A 16,774-nucleotide genomic window follows, 5' to 3' on the forward strand; every position below is an offset into this window, starting at 1 on the left:
CGTCAGACATTCATGCTTTCAGCTCTTCGAACATTCACCCGATGATCACTGATGCGCGGTTACGCTGCGCGGGCCGCTGATTTTGTCATATATTCCCACCAGCACCAGCATTAATAATGAAGGCGGTAACCAGGCAAGACCTTGCGCAGCCAGTGGCAGGTTAGCGGTCCAGGCGGGCATCAGGTCAGCAAAAGCAGAGGCTTTGATCCCATCAACAATGCCGAACACCAGACTTACCACCATGACCGGAGCCACGATACGCGTGGTGCTGTTCCACCAGCGCAGGGTGAAACTCAGCACAACCAGCGCGATACATGGCGGATAAATCGCCGTCAGTACCGGCACTGAAATCTGAATCAGATGGCTCAGCCCCAGGTTGGACACCAGCATGGAGAACAGACCCAGAATGAAGACCAGTGTCTTATAAGACAGCGGTAAATACTGGGCAAAGAACTCCGCACAGGCACACGTCAGGCCAACCGCCGTCACCATGCAGGCAATAAAAATCAGCGCACCGAGGAAGAAACTGCCAATGCCACCAAAGGTGTGCGCCACATACGCATGCAGAATAATCGCGCCGTTAGTCGCGTCAGGCACCAGTGAAGCACTGTTTTCGCCGAGTTTGAACAGGCTGAGATAAACCAGCATCAGACCCAGACCGGCAATCAGACCCGCCAGAACCGTATAACGGGTCAGCAGTTTGGCATCCGTAACACCACGGGAACGCGCGGCATTGACGATAACGATACCAAACACCAGCGCCCCCAGTGTATCCATGGTCAGATAACCGTTAACGAAACCGCTGGAGAACGGCACCGTCTGGTAAGCATCCACCGCTGGCATCGGAGAACCCGCTGGCCAAAGTACAGCAGCGATACCCAGTGCCGCCAGCGCGACCATTTTCAGTGGCGCGAGGAAATGTCCGACGGTATCGAGCAAACGGCCCGGATACAGAGAGATGCCAATGACCAGAGCGAAATAGATCACGCTGTAAATCAGTAAAGGCAGCGGGCCGTCACCGGTCATCGGTGCGATCCCCACTTCAAAAGATACGGTTGCCGTGCGTGGCGTAGCAAACAGCGGACCAACGGCCAGATAACACACGGTCGCCAGAAGAATACCGGCACCACGACCAATTGGCGTACTCAGGGCATCCACACCGCCACCAACGCGCGCAAGTGCAATGACCGTCATCACGGGTAGCCCGACGGCGGTAATCATAAACCCGGCAGCAGCCCACCAGACGTCATGGCCTGCCTGCAGGCCAACCATTGGCGGGAAAATGATATTTCCGGCCCCGACGAATAAGGCGAAGGTCATGAAACCCAGCGCCAGAATATCTTTATTTGTTAAACGAGTACTCATGATGGGTGTCGTGTTGCCTGTTCAAATGAATAAAGTGTCCGATGCTGCCGTCGCGCCACGTCGTCAAAAGGATGAATGTCCTGAAAAAGTCAGAGAGCATCAATATAAGGATCGAAGTGAGCAAAACGCCTGATGATATGCAGATGATTACGTTGTTATGCAGGGAGTATCGAGCGACAGCGAAGGGTAAGGTAAACTTTTATAGCGTATAAAGGCAAGGCGTGATCGAAAAAGCAGAGTGTTTGACCAGATTAATATATCAAAGCAGGGATATTCACTAAATACCGCCAAAAACACACCATATGATATGTATGATTTTTAAACTAACGAAGCACAAGATACGCCCCGATAAGACAAAAAATGCGTGAAATCACCATCTGCAGGTTATTTCACGCACAATACTCAGCATATTCCTGAAGCTGAATTTCCAACGCGTCAGGGGTTACCAAACGCGGGCAGCGATATCGACCACCAGCTTCAGTTTTTCCCACTGCTGCGCTTCGGTCAGGCTGTTACCCTCTTCCGTAGACGCAAAACCACACTGCGGGCTGAGGCAAATCTGGTTAATATCCAGATATTCAGCGGCTTCTGCCAGTCGTGATTCTACTGTTTTTGCCAGTTCCAGTTCACCGGATTTGGTGGTAATCAGCCCCAGGACCGCCTGCTGATGGCCTTTTTTGATGAAACGCAGCGGCTCGAAGCCCCCGGAACGCTCGTTGTCATATTCCAGGAAGAAAGCATCGATGTTCACGCCACCAAACAGGATCTCCGCCACCGGCTCATAGCCACCTTCTGAAATCCAGGTGGAACGGAAGTTGCCGCGACAGACATGCAGACCAATCACCAGATCATCCGGTTTACCGGCAATCGCTTTATTCAGCACATCAGCGTAAGTGCGCGCTAACGCCTCCGGAGAATCGCCCCGCTCGCGGATTTGCTTCTTTTGATCCTCAGAGCACAGGTACGCCCACACCGTGTCGTCAAGTTGCAGATAACGGCAACCGGCATCGTAAAACGCTTTAATCGCATCACGATAAACCTGCGCCAGATCGTCAAAATACTCTTTCAGATCCGGATAAACTTCTTTGCTAATGGCGTTACGTCCGCCGCGGAAATGCATCACGCTCGGGCTTGGAATGGTCATTTTCGGCACCGCCGTTCCGCTGATGCTTTTCAGGAAACGGAAATCTTCCAGCATCGGATGCGAGCCGAAACCGAGTTTGCTGACCACTTTAATACTGCGTGCTTTGGTCTGGACGCCGTTGAACTGGATCCCCTGCACTGCGTCGTAACCTTCCACACCTTCAAGACCTTCGAAGAAATCAAAGTGCCACCACGCCCGGCGGAACTCACCGTCAGTGACCACTTGCAGACCGGCTTCGCGCTGTAAATCCACCACGCGGCGGATTTCAGCGTCTTCTACTGCCCGCAGTTGCGCGGCATCAATCTCCCCGGATTGAAATTGCTTACGGGCTTGTTTAATTGCCGCAGGGCGCAGGAAACTGCCGACGACATCAGCGCGGAACGGAGGGGTTGTACGTTGCATGCATGACTCCTTTTAGCCATCCCGCTTCTGGCGGCGGAATGCGAATGATTTACATAGTGAATAATTACGCGGCGTTATATTTAGACATCTGGATGTCTAAACGTCTTTAAACCGATAGTGTCATGCAGATTGCTCAGGAGCAACAGAGGAATCCTCATGAGGCTTGAATAAAATTCATGATCGCTTTGCGATGTTTCATGATGCTGAACAATATTTGCCCCATGACGATCTGTGGTAATAAATACTACAGTTATTTTTACCAGGGACGATAGCATGAACTGTTTACGTATTTTCGTTACAGAGGATTTTCACGACTTCATGACCGCCAGCAAATTGTCGGAACAGGTTATCCTCACGTCGGCACATAAACTGGCAAACGGACTTTTTGATGCGGATTTGTCCGGCAACGTTTACAAGAAGAGAATTGCGCCGACAGGGAGATCGAAATCAAGGTTTGGCCGGGCCATTGCTAAAGATTTGCTCAACTTCACAGAGCTGCAACTCGAAACAGAACTTCGGACTGGATTAATTAAAGAGGCGATGTCTAATGGCTGATGAACGTTTGCTAAAAATGCAGCGGATGGCTCAACGCTTCCATGACTCATCTGGCGTGGTTTCACAAACCACGATGCGCGATATTAACAAAATTGTTGATGAGGCCGTTCAGGAAGAGCGGCTGAGAGCCTTTGCCGAAAGTTCAGCTGAACATATTCGTGCGTTGCGTGAGAAAGAAAAAATCAGTCAGGGTGTGCTGGCCAGACTCATCAATATGTCGGCTAACAGTATTCAAAAATGGGAACGCAACGAAACGAAACCAACGGGTGCCGCCCTGCTTTTACTGCTATTAATCGAAGAAAAAGGGTTACAGATCATTTGCTAAAAGAAGCCACAGCTTGTTGCTGTGGCTTGATTTTTATCCCTTTACATCGCTTTGGCTGGCCTGTTCCGGAGGAACAATCAACTTCGGTGCCAGCGTAAACATGAAGCGCGTGCCGACCCCCACTTCACTCATGACTTCAAGTTTGGTGTGGTGATGGCTGAGCGCATGTTTGACGATCGCCAGCCCGAGTCCGCTGCCGCCGGTCTGCCGCGAGCGGGCCTTATCGACCCGGTAAAAACGTTCGGTCAGGCGCGGGAGGTGCTGCGGCGCAATGCCCGGCCCGTTATCACTGATCTGGAATTGCGCGCCATGCGGCGTTTGCTGCCAGCTGACTTCAATCCGCGTCCCGGCAGGCGTGTGGTTGACGGCGTTATACACCAGATTCGATACCGCACTGCGCAACTGATCTTCATTACCAAAGACGTTCAGTTTGTCATTAATGCGAAACACCACCTCATGCCGGCCGTTGCTTAACGTTTGCACCTCACGTTCGAGCATACCGAGCATCACCGGAATATCGACTTTCTCATGCAAATCAATATTCGCTGAAGCTTCGATTTTCGACAGCGTCAGCAACTGCTTCACCAGCCCGTCCATTCGCCGCGTCTGTTCCTGCATGGTATCCAGTGCTTTGGTGCGGAAAGGTTCTTCCAGTTTGGCGTCTTCCATCATTTCCAGATATCCCTGCAATACGGTCAGCGGGGTTCTCAGCTCATGACTGACGTTAGCAAAGAAGTTACGCCGTGCACCTTCAAGCTGACGCATCTGTGTGACATCGCGTGCCACCATCAGCAGTTGCCCTTCTGAATAAGGCATAACGCGAAACTCGACGTAATGCTCATTATTGAGTTGCAGATTCAGCGCCCGGCTGAAATCGCGGGTCTGGATCCACAACCGGAATTCCGGATAACGCAGCAGGTTGAAGATATGTTGCCCGTTATCTTCCGGCCAGCGGAAACCGAGCAGATCCTGCGCCAGCCCGTTACACCAGAAAATATTGCCTTCTTCCGTAGTCAGCACCACGGCATCGGGCAGCGATTCAGCACCGCTGCGAAAACGTTTGATCAACTGACCTAATTCGCGACGCCGGCGCCGGTTGCGCATCTGCATCTGGTTAAGCCCGTAGAACAGCGGCTCCCAGCTCCAGCGGCCGTTCGGCGGCGTAATACTGCGGTCAAGCCACAGCCAGTGAGAGAGTTTAAGCTGGTTGTAATAATTCCAGCCCAGTGCCGCAACCAGCGACACAAACAGGAGCCAGCCGAAATGACCGACGAAAATACCGAGAATTAACGCTGGCAGACAAAAGAGAAAAAATTCGCCGGCCAATCGTTTCCATGACAAACGTTCTAGCACACAGATTCTCCGCTGTGAGGACTCAATAACGCGTTGAAAAACGGTATCCGGTACCACGAACAGTCTGGATCATTCTGTCATGTCCGCTGGTTTCCAACGCCTTACGCAAACGACGAATATGCACGTCTACGGTGCGATCTTCCACATAAACGTTAGTGCCCCAGACGTTATTGAGCAACTGTTCCCGGCTATAAACACGTTCAGAATGCGTCATAAAGAAGTGTAATAACTTAAATTCTGTCGGCCCCATATCAAGCGCCTGTTCGTTGGCCATCACCCGGTGAGACGAGGGATCCAGGCTTAAACCCTGCATGTCGATCACTTCTTCCACCGCCATTGGCGAGATGCGACGCATCACCGCTTTAATGCGGGCAACCAGCTCTTTCGGGGAAAACGGTTTGGTGATGTAATCATCGGCACCGACTTCGAGGCCACGCACCCGATCTTCTTCTTCACCGCGTGCGGTCAACATCATCACCGGAATTTCGCGGGTCAGCGCCTCACGTTTAAGATGCTTAATAAACTGAATACCGGAACCGCCAGGTAACATCCAGTCGAGCAGGATAAGTTCAGGGTAAGGTTCAACAAGCTGCCCAATCGCTGAATCAAAATCCTCAGCTTCTACGGCCTGATAGCCATTTTGTTCCAGTACAAAACACACCATTTCACGGATTGGAGCTTCGTCTTCAACCACCAATATACGTCTAGCCATCGTAGGTCCTGCCAATAGGTTAGCGATCTTTTATTTGATTGCGGGCGCCATTATGCGTCAGTTTTGTGACAGATTTATGAACGAAAAGAATGGTTCATTACAGTCAAATATGACAGATAATTAGCGGCCATCTTGCTGAAATTGGACTGATTTATCGGGGACATCTCCCCCCGCCGACGTTTATACTTTGCCCCATTGTCGTCATCCAGGGTTCATACAGGAGTCTCATGCGCCTGATCCACACGTCAGACTGGCATCTTGGCCAGTACTTTTTCACCAAAAGCCGTGCAGCCGAACATCAGGCATTTCTGCGCTGGCTGACCGGTCAGGTGCAGCAACATCAGGTCGACGCCGTGATTGTCGCGGGTGATATTTTCGATACCGGATCACCGCCCAGTTATGCCCGCGAATTGTATAACCGCTTCGTGGTGGAATTACAACAAACCGGCTGTCAGCTGGTGGTACTGGCTGGCAACCACGATTCCGTCGCAACACTTAATGAATCACGCGAGCTACTTTCCTGCCTGAATACGCGGGTGATTGCCACTGTCGGCGAAAATCTGTCTGAACAGATTTTGGTGCTCAGTCAGCGTGACGGAAAACCGGGCGCGGTACTGTGTGCCATCCCGTTTTTACGCCCGCGTGATCTGCTGGCCAGTCAGGCCGGTCAGTCCGGCAGCGACAAACAACTGGCATTGCAGGAAGCCATCGCCGCACATTATGACGCGCTCTGGCAGGCCGCGCAGGCCAGGCGTGATGAACTTGGCATACCGCTGCCCGTTATTGCAACCGGCCATCTGACCACCGTTGGCGTCAGTACTTCTGATTCCGTGCGTGACATCTATATAGGCACACTTGACGCCTTCCCCGCGCAGGCGTTCCCGCCGGTTGATTATGTGGCGCTTGGCCATATTCACCGCGCACAGTGCGTCGCAAAAACTCACCACATCCGTTACAGCGGTTCGCCAATTGCCCTGAGCTTTGACGAACTGAGCAAAGCCAAAAGTGTGTATCTGCTCGATTTCGACGGGGCAACGCTCAGTGCCATCGACACGCTGGAAATTCCTGTTTTCCAGCCCATGCAGATACTCAAAGGCTCGCTGGCGGAAATTGAAAAGCAACTGGCGCAGTTCGAAGGCGGCGATGCACAAAAACCCGTCTGGCTTGATATCGAAGTCGCCACGCAGGATTATCTCAGCGATATTCAGCGGCGTATTCAGGCGCTGACTGCGGATTTGCCGGTGGAAGTTGTCCTGTTGCGCCGCAGCAAAGAACAGCGCATCAGCAGCATTGAGCAGCAGGAAAAAGAGACCCTCAGTGAACTGAGCGTCAGCGACGTCTTTGAACGGCGGCTGGCGCTGGAGCCGGACCCTGATGCCCCCCGTCAGGCGCGGATGCGCACTCTTTTTGCTCAGGTTGTTGAGCAGGTCACGCACGGTCAGAATGCAGAGGACAGCGCACAATGAAAATTCTCAGCCTGCGTTTAAAAAACCTGAACTCGCTGGAAGGCGAATGGAAAATTGATTTCACTGCCGAGCCGTTCGCCAGCAACGGATTATTCGCGATCACCGGCCCGACCGGTGCAGGGAAAACCACCCTGCTTGATGCCATTTGTCTGGCGCTTTATCATCAGACGCCACGTCTGAACATCACACCAAGCCAGAACGAACTGATGACCCGCCACACCGCCGAATCGCTGGCTGAGGTGGAGTTTGAAGTTAAAGGCGTAGCTTACCGCGCATTCTGGAGCCAGCGTCGTGCTAAAAATTCGCCGGATGGCAACTTGCAGGCACCGAAAGTCGAGCTGGCGTTACTGGCCGGCGGCAAAATTCTGGCCGATAAAGTGCGCGACAAACTCGACGCCATCGCCACACTGACCGGGCTGGATTTCGGCCGTTTCACCAAATCCATGATGCTGTCTCAGGGGCAGTTCGCCGCGTTTCTGAATGCTGATGCCAACGACCGCGCCGAATTGCTGGAAGAACTGACCGGCACCGAAATTTACGGACGGCTGTCTCAGCGCGTCTTTGAGCAACATAAAGAAGCGCGCATCGTACTCGACGGTCTGCATCAGCGCATGTCCGGCATCGAACTGCTCAGCGAAGAACAACGCCAGACGCTGGAGGCACAGCATGCTGAACTGAACGCACAGGAAAACAGCCTCAGCCAACAGGCGCAGCAACGCCTGCGGGATCTGAACTGGCTGCAACAATGGCAACAGGTGCAGCAAAAACTTCAGCAATCTCAGTTGCAGCTGGCTGCCGCTGAGCAGGAAAATCTGGCCGCCGCGCCGCAGTTACAACAGCTGGCACGCAGTGAACCGGCGGAAAAACTGCGTCCGTTACTCAATGACCGTCAGCGTTGTCAGGAAGAGTCACAACGCCTTCAGCAGCATCTGACGCAACTGATACAGCAACAGGAACAGCAGATCGCGCAGATGGCGCCGCTGAACCAGGCAGCAGAACAGGCGCAAACTGCACGTCAGAAGCAGGCCGAAGAACAGCGCCGGATGCAAACGCTGATCGAAGAAAAAATCCTGCCGCTGGACGGTGAAATCGCTCAGTGGCACAAATCACTGGCAGAAACACAGCGGGCGGTCAGTGAATCGCAGAAACAGGCCGCTGACCAGAACACAACACTGCGGCAAATAACGGCAGAACGACAAAAACTGGATGAAGAAAACCGCCAGCATCAAACCCGGCAGACCGCACTGACCGAAGCCCTTAACGCCGCACAGCAGCGTCAGGCAGCTCTGGAAAAACAGCATCCGCTGGCAGCCTTACAGAAACGGCAAACAGAACTGATGCAACTCCGGCCGGTGCGACAACAGCTTTTTTCGCTCGCGCAACTTTTCCCGCAGCTTAACCAGCGCGTGCAGCAACAAAACCAAGATTTTGCGCAGTATCAGGTACAACTGGCTGAGGAAGAGCAGCGCCTGGATAAGATCCGCCTGCAATGTCAGACACAACTTGAACATCTCAACGACGTAAAAACGCTGCATAAACAGGAAATGCTGATCGTCAGCCTCGAAGCTGAACGCGCGAATTTGCAAAGCGGTAAAGCCTGCCCGTTGTGCGGCTCGACCTCGCATCCGGCGGTTGAACACTATCAGGAGATCAAACCTTCTGAAACCGCACAGCGCGTCGAGAAAATGCAGCTTGAATTCGATGCGGTAAAAGCCAGCGGTATCGAACTGGCGGCGAAGATCAAAAGCCTGAAAGAACAGCAAAGACGTCTGCAGATCCTGATGGAGCAGGATCAGCAGCAACTGAATGCGCAGACGGCAAACTGGCAACAGCTCAGCATGCCGCTGAATCTGACGTTTACCCTGCATGACACCACTGACATCTCGCAATGGCTGACCGCCCGCGACGAAGAAGAGCAGCAGTCTCAGGCGCTGACCGGCCAGCACGAACAGCTGGCACGGGCACTTCAACAGGCGAAAGATGCCCTGACTGACGCCCTGAATCTCCAACAGAAAGTACAACAGCAAAGTGCATTGCTGACCGAACGCATTACGCGGCTGGTAGAAATAGAGGCGAAATCTCAGCAAGACCTTGTCCGGTTGCAAAAACAACAGGCCGAAGGTGAAAAAGCGCTTTCTGAGCTTCATGCCCGGCGCCTCGAACTGTTCGGCGAGCGCCAGGTGGCTCAGGTTCGCGAACACTTACATCAGCAACAGCAGGCGGCAGAAAAAGCGTTCAGTGATGCCCAGACCGCGCTGCATAAGGCGCAGGAACAACGCGACCAGCTTGCCGGTCAGCTGGCCAGTGCGCAAAAGCAACAATTACAGACCAGCGCACAACTGACGCAAACGGAACAGGTGTGGCAACAGGCGCTGAGCACCAGCGGGTTTGCCGATGAAGCCGCGGTGAAAGAAGCGCTGCTTGACGACGTGCTGCGCCAACAGCTGCAGCAACGCAAAGAACATCTGCAACAACAACTTGCACAGGCTCAGGCATTACTGACTGACGCCAGAGATATGCTGGAAAAGCATCGTCTTGTCCGCCCTGCTCATCTGAGTGAATCTGACGGTGATCTTAATGCCCTGACCGTGCAGCAGACGGAACTGGCTCAACAACTGAAAGCGTTACAACAACGTCTGGGCGAAGTGAAGAACCAACTGGAAAGCGACAAGCAGCGCCACAGCGGACAACAGGCGCTGATTGCTCAGATAGCGCAGGCACAGCTGACCTGTGATGACTGGGGTTATCTCAATCAGATGATTGGGTCCAGTGACGGGGCGAAATTCCGTAAATTCGCGCAGGGACTGACCCTCGATCATCTGGTTTATCTGGCGAACCGCCAGCTGGAAAAACTGCACGGGCGCTATCTGTTACAGCGCAAAACCAGCGATGCGCTGGAGTTGCAGGTGGTCGATACCTGGCAGGCCGATGCGCTACGTGACACCCGCACATTGTCCGGCGGCGAAAGCTTCCTGGTCAGCCTGGCGCTGGCGCTGGCATTGTCTGATCTGGTCAGCGACAAAACCCGCATCGACTCTCTGTTCCTTGATGAAGGTTTCGGCACGCTTGACGCCGACACGCTGGATACGGCACTGGATGCCCTCGACAGCCTTAACGCCTCGGGTAAAACCATCGGCGTGATCAGCCATGTCGAAGCAATGAAAGATCGCATTCCGGTACAAATCAAAGTCACCAAAGTGAATGGTCTGGGTATCAGCCGTTTAAGCAGTGAATTTAAAGTCTGACCGCGATCTTTTGCGGGGCATGTCGCTAAAAATATTGCTAGCGATATGCCCTGCCGTGGATCCTGATTGTGAGCAGGCGCCCAAAAATCGCACCAGCGCAGTGCGTATCCCTTTGTCAACCTGCTGAATTTAGGCCGCTTCCCGCCCGTTAACAAACTGGCATGCCCTGTGCTTAACGTTATGTATACAAGTTGCAGTACAAGTTGCAATGTATCCATAACCGCTAAGGGAACCGCCCATGAAAAACATCAAACCAGAATGCCGTCCGGTCGATAAAAAACGCCGCCAGCTGATGCAATGGCTTGCCATTACCGGTGGCGTTTCAACCCTGGGTGGCATGATCCCGACGTCGGTTTTTGCAGCCGGCGACGATGAAATCCGTATTGGCTACTGGCCGATTGTCGGCGGTTTACCCTTGTACGTGGCACTTGAACAGGGCTTTTTTAAAGAGGTCGGGCTGAATGTGAAAGGGGTGAAATTCGCCAGCGCACAACAAATTGTTGAAGGGATGATCACCGGCAGGATCCACGGCTGCGCGAATGGTACCGCAACCGGCGCGCTGGGACTGGGGGCCATTACCTCACCGGGTCTGTTTAAAATTATCTGTTCTAATCCGTCAAACCACACGCTGGTGTTAGATGAGTTTCTGGTACCACTGAACAGCCCGGCCAAGGCTATCAGTGATCTGAAAGGCAAGAAAATTGCCTGCGGCCCGGGGATCCAGAACGTCACTATGGCGAAAATTATTCTGGAGAAAAATGGCTTCACTAACCCGTCGGTGATCGAACTGCCGGTGGGGCAACACGCACCTGCCCTGGCCGCCGGGCAAATTGACGGTGTATACACGCTCGAACCGACCGGCACCGTGGGGCGGATGAAAAATCTTTCCCGCACCCTGGAAACCGGCGTGATTTCTAAATATGTGCTCGGCAACGCCGACGCACCGTGGTTTGGCGGTGCCGCAGCACTCAACGCCAGCTTTATTGCCAGCAAGCCTGAAGAAACCAAAAAGTTTATTGCCGCTTATCAGAAAGCGGTGGAATTCATTGCGGCTCACCCTGACAAAGCGCGCGAAAATGTCGCCGGTTACACCAGCATTGAACCGGCGCTGGTGAAGGAAGTGCCGCTGCCGGGCTTTGTGATGTATTCCGGTTTAAAAGGCGACAACCTGCAATGGTTCCAGAAGTTTTATGACGTCTTTACAGAAAGGAAAATCTTCAGCAAGCCGGTGGATGTCGCTTCACTGATTTATCAGGGATGAGGGGAAACAGAATGACTTCACGCTGGTCTTCAAGATTACTGCCGCTGATCGGCCCGGTACTGCTGTTTTTATTCTGGCAACTGGCCGTCAGTGCGAAATGGCTCAATCCGGTGCTTCTGCCCTCACCCGTCGAGACACTTGGCTATATGTTCCGGTCATTTTCCGATGCGTCCATGCGCACCGATATCGGCGCCACACTCTACCGGACGCTGGTTTCCTTTGCCTTTGCCGCGGTCATTGGTGTGCCGCTGGGGGTCATGCTGGGCAGCAATGAAAAAGTTTACCGCAGCCTGGAGTTTCTGATCGACTTCTTCCGTTCAACGCCATCCTCAGCGCTTATCCCGCTGTTTATGTTGATTTTCGGCATTACGGATGCCAACAAAATCGCCATCGCCGCCTTTGCTGCCGTGCTGGTCATCCTGTTCAACAGTGCATACGGCGTGATGAATGCCAAAAAAACCCGCCTGATGGCCGCCAAAGTGATGGGTATTTCCCGCTGGCATATTTTCAAAGACATCATGCTGATGGAAAGCCTGGCACAAACCTTTGTCGGACTGCGCACCGGCGTGTCGATTGCGCTGGTGATCGTGATTGTCGCCGAAATGTTTATCGGTTCAGAAACCGGCCTCGGTCATCGGATCATTGATGCCCAGCAGGTTTTCAATATCAAAGATATGTACGCCTCGATCCTGATCACTGGTGCGCTGGGCTATCTGCTGAATCTGGCTTTTTTACTGATCGAGAAAAAAACTGTGCACTGGAGTAGCAAAGCATGACGCAACCTCTCTCGCTGAACCCTGACTACCAAGGCCCGAAGCTGCCTCAATACGCCACGCGCCCCGACACGCATGTGACAATCCGCGGGCTGAGCAAAGCCTTTGCCGGGCAACCGCTTTACACCGATCTCAATCTGGATCTGCCGCGCAGCAAAATTGTGTCGATCTTCGGCCCGAATGGCTGTGGAAAATCGACCTTAATGAATATGATCGCCGGGCTGATCCCGGTCGATAAGGGCGATATTTTATTTGACGGCAAAACGCTGGCACAAACCACCATCGGCTACGTATTTCAGAACTACCGCGATGCGCTGTTTCCGTGGATGAGCGCGCGCGCCAACATCGCCTATCCACTGGTCCGCCATGGCATGAGCAAAGCCGATGTGAATGCACGGGTTGAGGAGCTGACGCAGATGTTTGATATCCGCTTTGACCTGAAACGCTATCCGTATGAGCTTTCCGGCGGCCAGCAGCAAACGGTATGTATCATGCGGGCGCTGGCGACGCGTCCGGAAGTGATGTTCCTCGACGAACCTTTCTCGGCGCTGGACTTCGAGATGACGCTGTTTATCCGCGATAAATTGCAGGAAGTGCAACTGGCGACTGGCGTCACGATGCTGATTGTGTCACATGATCTGGAAGATGCGGTGTTCCTGGCGGATGAGATTTTACTGCTGACGCGGCGACCGACGCAGATTGCGGAAATCGTACCGTTCGACCTGCCGCGCCCGCGTGGATCGGAAATCATGAGCCATCCGGAATTTATCCGCGTCAAGGCACATACTCTGGAAGTCTTTAAGCGCGAAATGGCGCTCTGAAGGGCAACGGCGGTAAGTCACAGGGGCGCGATTTTTTTTCCTGTGACTTACTCATGATTATTTCTGGTGCTTACAACGCAAAGCGCGATTGCGGCCATAGCCAGGCCGCGCCGCGCACACCGCTCGAATCACCATGAACGGCTTTGAGGATCGGCGTTTCACATTCTCCGCCAAACACCCATTGTTTAATCAACAGCGGCACCGTCTGATACAAACGATCCACATTACTCATGCCTCCCCCGAAGACAATCACGTCCGGATCGAGGATATTTACTACGTTCGCCAGCGCCTTAGCCAGACGGCGTTCATAGCGTCCGAGCGCCAGTTCTGCGGTTTCATCCCCCTGTTCCACCCGCGCAATGATCTCAGCGCCTTTCAGCCGCTGACCGGACAAACGGAAGTAGTCTTCTGCAAAACCGGTGCCGGAAACAAAGGTTTCGACGCAGCCTGATTTCCCGCAATAGCACGGTACCTCACGGGCAAACTGAATTTCCTCTTCATCCTGCCACGGCAGCGGGTTATGTCCCCATTCCCCGGCATTGCCATTACCGCCCGCATGCGCCGCGCCGTGAAGCGCCACACCGGAACCACAGCCGGTGCCGATAATCACCGCAAATACGGTCTGACGGCCCGCCCCTGCGCCGTCAGTGGCTTCTGACACCGCCAGGCAATTCGCATCATTGGCAATATGCACTTCGCGTTTTAACAGCAGGGCCAGATCCTCATCCAGCTGTTGTCCGTTCAGCCAGACCGAATTGGAATTTTTCACCTTACCGGTAAAAGGCGACAGAGTGCCGGGTATCCCCAGCCCTACGCTGCCGCGCTGGCCTGTGGCTTTTTCAGCGTCCAGCACCAGTCCTTCGATCGCTTTGAGCGTGCGTTCGTAGTCATTTCTCGGGGTATCGACCCGTTTACGGAACAGCTCTTTACCTTCATCAGATAACGCAATGACTTCTATTTTTGTGCCGCCTAAATCAATGCCAATTCGCACGTGGTGTTCTCCTTTTACACTTTGCCAGGGTCAGTTTTTTTGAGTTTATTCAGTTTAGAAGCCAGACGCGACTGTCACCAGAATAAGCTGTTATGCAATGTTACAGGGTGCGGCGATTTCTTAACGACGACTGACGCTCAATTGGTTATCATGCCGCCCTGCATTCATTTATTCAGCGTACTACGAGTGCGCTGCGACAGGGATAACGCCATGTTATGGTTTAAGAATTTATTAGTTTACCGTTTGAGCCGTGAAGTTTCGTTATCTGCTGATGAAATGGAAAAACAGCTCAGCGCTTTCACCTTTACTCCGTGCGGTAGCCAGGACATGGCGAAAACCGGCTGGGTCTCACCGATGGGTTCTCACGGTGGCGATGCGCTGACGCATGTCAACGGCGGTCAGATCCTGATCTGCGCCCGTAAAGAAGAGAAAATCCTGCCTTCTCCGGTGATCAAACAGGAACTCCAGGCCAAGATTGAACAGCTCGAAGGTGAACAACACCGTAAGCTGAAGAAGACTGAAAAAGATTCTCTGAAAGATGAAGTACTGCACAGTCTGATGCCGCGCGCCTTCAGCCGTTTCAGCCAGACATTCATGTGGATCGACACCGTTAACGGCCTGATCATGGTTGATGCCGCCAGTGCCAAGAAAGCGGAAGACATGCTGGCGCTGCTGCGTAAAAGCCTCGGTTCGCTGCCGGTGGTACCGCTGACCATGGAGAGTCCGATCGAACTGACGCTGACCGAATGGGTGCGTTCAGGGGATACCCCGGCCGGTTTCGCATTGCAGGATGAAGCCGAACTCAAAGCGATTCTGGAAGACGGCGGTGTGATCCGCTGTAAGAAGCAGGCGCTGGTCAGCGACGAAATTGCCACACATATCGAGAATGGCAAACTGGTGACCAAACTGGCCGTTGACTGGCAGGAACGCATTGCGCTGATGCTGGCGGACGACGGCAGTATTAAACGCCTGAAATTCAGCGATGTCATTCGTGATCAAAACGAAGATATTGACCGCGAAGATTTCGCCGGCCGTTTCGATGCCGATTTCGTGCTGATGACCGGTGAACTGGCAGCGCTGATCCAGAACCTGATCGAAGCGTTAGGCGGCGAAGCTCAGCGATAATTTTCTCAGTCTGCAAAAATCAGTCCGCAAAAATAAGAAAAGGCGCTCATTGGCGCCTTTCTTGTTTCGACTGTGTCTGAATAACTATTTCGTTAAATACTTACAGAGATACGATGTGGTTTCGCCGACCTGTAAGTTGAATTCACTTTTACCCGGAATGTAGAAGGTTTCGCCTGGCTTAAAGACCTGCCAGTCCGGAGAACCTGGGATCAGCACTTTCAGAGAGCCGCTGATTACGGTCATTTCTTCCGGCTTTGCGGTGCCGAAAGTATATTCACCGACGGCCATCACGCCAACACTGGCTGAACCCGTACTTTCGCTGTCAAAACCAATCGACTTCACTTTCCCGTCAAAATACTCATTATTTTTCAACATAGATTGGCCCTTTGCGATAAATTTCAGAGCCTTCATATTAGGGGCAGAAAGCCTCTTCTGTCACTGATTATTACGGCTTTATCCGCACGAAACGACACCGCACGCAAAGCGGTAGCGCTGATTTGATTTTACCGTCGCACAGTGCCATTGTGGGTAGCTGTTTGCCCGTCAGTCATCCCCTCAAACCACCAGTTCCGCAGCCAGTTTTGCCATCAGTACATTCGATAACAACACCGGAATATTCAGATGCTTTTTCAGCACATCAACGTGATGGCGATTAAAGCCGATGCAATCGAGCACCACGACTTCCGCTCCCTGTTCAGCCAGGCACATCGCGGCTTCCTTCAGTTCCTGGTCGTCAGAAAGATACGGACTGGCAACCGCAAAACAGGGGGATTTGGCTAATTTGCGCCATTTGTCCGCCTGTTCAACCACCTGTGATTCAACCGGCACAACAATGCCCGTACGGTGCTGCCCGACCATTGAACCGATCAGAGGGGGAATAATGCGGTCAGGCTCCAGCAGCAGCGCATTGTTAGCCTGCAGATGATGAAACTGGCCGGTACAAAGCAGCAGAATGGTCATGCAACCCAGGGCTTCCATGACGTCGATCTTTTCCTGTAATCCGCGCTCGACACGGTGTGCCGCCATCGTGACCTGCGAACCATCCAGCAGGCGGGTGACCAGTACCGCCTCACCCTCAACAGCGGCATAACGCTGTTCTATTTGCTCCGTGCTTAACCCGTCGAGTAAACCCACATGGGTGACTGACCCGGCCGGCAGATGTGCCATCAACAGCGGCATAATGTCGCTACGTGGCGCCTGTCCGATTGTTAACGTCGCAAAAGGTGTCATCATCGT

Annotated in this window: 15 protein-coding genes; 8 read left to right on the forward strand and 7 right to left on the reverse strand. The window is 53.1% G+C overall.

The annotated features are described in order from the left end of the window. Positions 1–45: 45 nt before the first annotated feature. Both brnQ and EVX52_RS21710 read right to left on the reverse strand, forming a co-directional pair. On the reverse strand, positions 46–1,365 hold the full coding sequence (gene brnQ, locus EVX52_RS21705) for a branched-chain amino acid transport system II carrier protein (RefSeq protein WP_129992097.1): 1,320 nt from the start codon (positions 1,363–1,365) through the stop codon (positions 46–48). A 442-nt stretch (positions 1,366–1,807) separates the two neighbouring features. Further along, positions 1,808–2,911, reverse strand: a complete 1,104-nt coding sequence (locus tag EVX52_RS21710; protein ID WP_129952864.1) for a cobalamin-independent methionine synthase II family protein — start codon at positions 2,909–2,911, stop codon at positions 1,808–1,810. A gap of 273 nt (positions 2,912–3,184) precedes the next feature. Here EVX52_RS21710 and EVX52_RS21715 point away from each other — a divergent pair, with 273 nt between their 5' ends. Next, a complete protein-coding gene (locus EVX52_RS21715; protein ID WP_129992098.1) occupies positions 3,185–3,466 on the forward strand; it encodes a type II toxin-antitoxin system RelE/ParE family toxin in 282 nt (93 codons plus the stop codon). After that, a complete protein-coding gene (locus EVX52_RS21720; protein WP_129952866.1) occupies positions 3,459–3,791 on the forward strand; it encodes a DNA-binding transcriptional regulator in 333 nt (110 codons plus the stop codon). Before EVX52_RS21715 ends, EVX52_RS21720 begins: the two co-directional genes overlap by 8 nt. 33 nt (positions 3,792–3,824) lie before the next feature. Here the strand turns inward: EVX52_RS21720 and phoR are convergent, their stop codons facing one another. Further along, complete coding sequence (phoR, locus tag EVX52_RS21725) at positions 3,825–5,144, reverse strand: phosphate regulon sensor histidine kinase PhoR (RefSeq protein WP_129952867.1); 1,320 nt, start codon at positions 5,142–5,144, stop codon at positions 3,825–3,827. Between the two features lie 22 nt (positions 5,145–5,166). Further along, on the reverse strand, positions 5,167–5,856 hold the full coding sequence (gene phoB, locus EVX52_RS21730) for a phosphate response regulator transcription factor PhoB (RefSeq protein WP_013576682.1): 690 nt from the start codon (positions 5,854–5,856) through the stop codon (positions 5,167–5,169). Positions 5,857–6,083: 227 nt separating this feature from the next. Between phoB and sbcD the strand changes: the two genes are divergently transcribed. The 5 genes from sbcD to EVX52_RS21755 all read left to right on the forward strand — a co-directional run bounded on the left by sbcD (position 6,084) and on the right by EVX52_RS21755 (position 13,422). Further along, positions 6,084–7,322 carry an exonuclease subunit SbcD gene (sbcD, locus tag EVX52_RS21735; protein WP_129952868.1) on the forward strand — a complete coding sequence of 413 codons (1,239 nt, stop codon included), beginning with the start codon at positions 6,084–6,086 and terminating at the stop codon, positions 7,320–7,322. Then, positions 7,319–10,567, forward strand: a complete 3,249-nt coding sequence (gene sbcC / locus EVX52_RS21740; protein WP_129992099.1) for an exonuclease subunit SbcC — start codon at positions 7,319–7,321, stop codon at positions 10,565–10,567. The genes sbcD and sbcC overlap by 4 nt, the downstream gene beginning before the upstream one ends. Before the next feature lie 238 nt (positions 10,568–10,805). Continuing rightward, entirely contained in the window at positions 10,806–11,828 is a 1,023-nt protein-coding gene (locus EVX52_RS21745; RefSeq protein WP_129992100.1) for an ABC transporter substrate-binding protein, read from the forward strand. Positions 11,829–11,839: 11 nt separating this feature from the next. Then, complete coding sequence (locus EVX52_RS21750) at positions 11,840–12,604, forward strand: ABC transporter permease (protein WP_129952871.1); 765 nt, start codon at positions 11,840–11,842, stop codon at positions 12,602–12,604. Next, a complete protein-coding gene (locus tag EVX52_RS21755) occupies positions 12,601–13,422 on the forward strand; it encodes an ABC transporter ATP-binding protein (protein ID WP_235173229.1) in 822 nt (273 codons plus the stop codon). Before EVX52_RS21750 ends, EVX52_RS21755 begins: the two co-directional genes overlap by 4 nt. A 70-nt stretch (positions 13,423–13,492) precedes the next feature. Here EVX52_RS21755 and mak read toward each other — a convergent pair whose 3' ends face one another. Beyond that, positions 13,493–14,413 (reverse strand): fructokinase, encoded by a 921-nt coding sequence (gene mak, locus EVX52_RS21760; RefSeq protein ID WP_129992101.1) that lies wholly within the window; start codon positions 14,411–14,413, stop codon positions 13,493–13,495. 210 nt (positions 14,414–14,623) lie between these two features. On the opposite strand from mak, the gene rdgC reads away from it, so the two are divergent. Next, positions 14,624–15,538 carry a recombination-associated protein RdgC gene (gene rdgC, locus EVX52_RS21765; RefSeq protein WP_129992102.1) on the forward strand — a complete coding sequence of 305 codons (915 nt, stop codon included), beginning with the start codon at positions 14,624–14,626 and terminating at the stop codon, positions 15,536–15,538. Between the two features lie 84 nt (positions 15,539–15,622). Here rdgC and ppnP read toward each other — a convergent pair whose 3' ends face one another. Together ppnP and EVX52_RS21775 are read right to left on the reverse strand one after the other, a co-directional pair. Then, entirely contained in the window at positions 15,623–15,913 is a 291-nt protein-coding gene (gene ppnP / locus EVX52_RS21770) for a pyrimidine/purine nucleoside phosphorylase (protein WP_013576688.1), read from the reverse strand. A 180-nt stretch (positions 15,914–16,093) separates the two neighbouring features. Next, positions 16,094–16,771 carry an AroM family protein gene (locus EVX52_RS21775; protein ID WP_129992103.1) on the reverse strand — a complete coding sequence of 226 codons (678 nt, stop codon included), beginning with the start codon at positions 16,769–16,771 and terminating at the stop codon, positions 16,094–16,096. Between the last annotated feature and the right edge of the window lie 3 nt (positions 16,772–16,774).

Source organism: Rahnella sp. CFA14(1/10) (genome assembly GCF_004195095.1).
Lineage (GTDB): Bacteria > Pseudomonadota > Gammaproteobacteria > Enterobacterales > Enterobacteriaceae > Rahnella > Rahnella perminowiae.

What these genes read in the sequence shown, in the direction of transcription:
- brnQ (WP_129992097.1), bottom strand. Translation starts at nt 1,365, where the DNA reads ATGAGTACTCGTTTAACAAATAAAGATATTCTGGCGCTGGGTTTCATG.
- sbcD (WP_129952868.1), top strand. Translation starts at nt 6,084, where the DNA reads ATGCGCCTGATCCACACGTCAGACTGGCATCTTGGCCAGTACTTTTTC.
- EVX52_RS21720 (WP_129952866.1), top strand. Translation starts at nt 3,459, where the DNA reads ATGGCTGATGAACGTTTGCTAAAAATGCAGCGGATGGCTCAACGCTTC.
- EVX52_RS21755 (WP_235173229.1), top strand. Translation starts at nt 12,601, where the DNA reads ATGACGCAACCTCTCTCGCTGAACCCTGACTACCAAGGCCCGAAGCTG.
- sbcC (WP_129992099.1), top strand. Translation starts at nt 7,319, where the DNA reads ATGAAAATTCTCAGCCTGCGTTTAAAAAACCTGAACTCGCTGGAAGGC.
- EVX52_RS21745 (WP_129992100.1), top strand. Translation starts at nt 10,806, where the DNA reads ATGAAAAACATCAAACCAGAATGCCGTCCGGTCGATAAAAAACGCCGC.
- phoB (WP_013576682.1), bottom strand. Translation starts at nt 5,856, where the DNA reads ATGGCTAGACGTATATTGGTGGTTGAAGACGAAGCTCCAATCCGTGAA.
- ppnP (WP_013576688.1), bottom strand. Translation starts at nt 15,913, where the DNA reads ATGTTGAAAAATAATGAGTATTTTGACGGGAAAGTGAAGTCGATTGGT.
- EVX52_RS21775 (WP_129992103.1), bottom strand. Translation starts at nt 16,771, where the DNA reads ATGATGACACCTTTTGCGACGTTAACAATCGGACAGGCGCCACGTAGC.
- rdgC (WP_129992102.1), top strand. Translation starts at nt 14,624, where the DNA reads ATGTTATGGTTTAAGAATTTATTAGTTTACCGTTTGAGCCGTGAAGTT.
- EVX52_RS21710 (WP_129952864.1), bottom strand. Translation starts at nt 2,911, where the DNA reads ATGCAACGTACAACCCCTCCGTTCCGCGCTGATGTCGTCGGCAGTTTC.
- EVX52_RS21750 (WP_129952871.1), top strand. Translation starts at nt 11,840, where the DNA reads ATGACTTCACGCTGGTCTTCAAGATTACTGCCGCTGATCGGCCCGGTA.
- EVX52_RS21715 (WP_129992098.1), top strand. Translation starts at nt 3,185, where the DNA reads ATGAACTGTTTACGTATTTTCGTTACAGAGGATTTTCACGACTTCATG.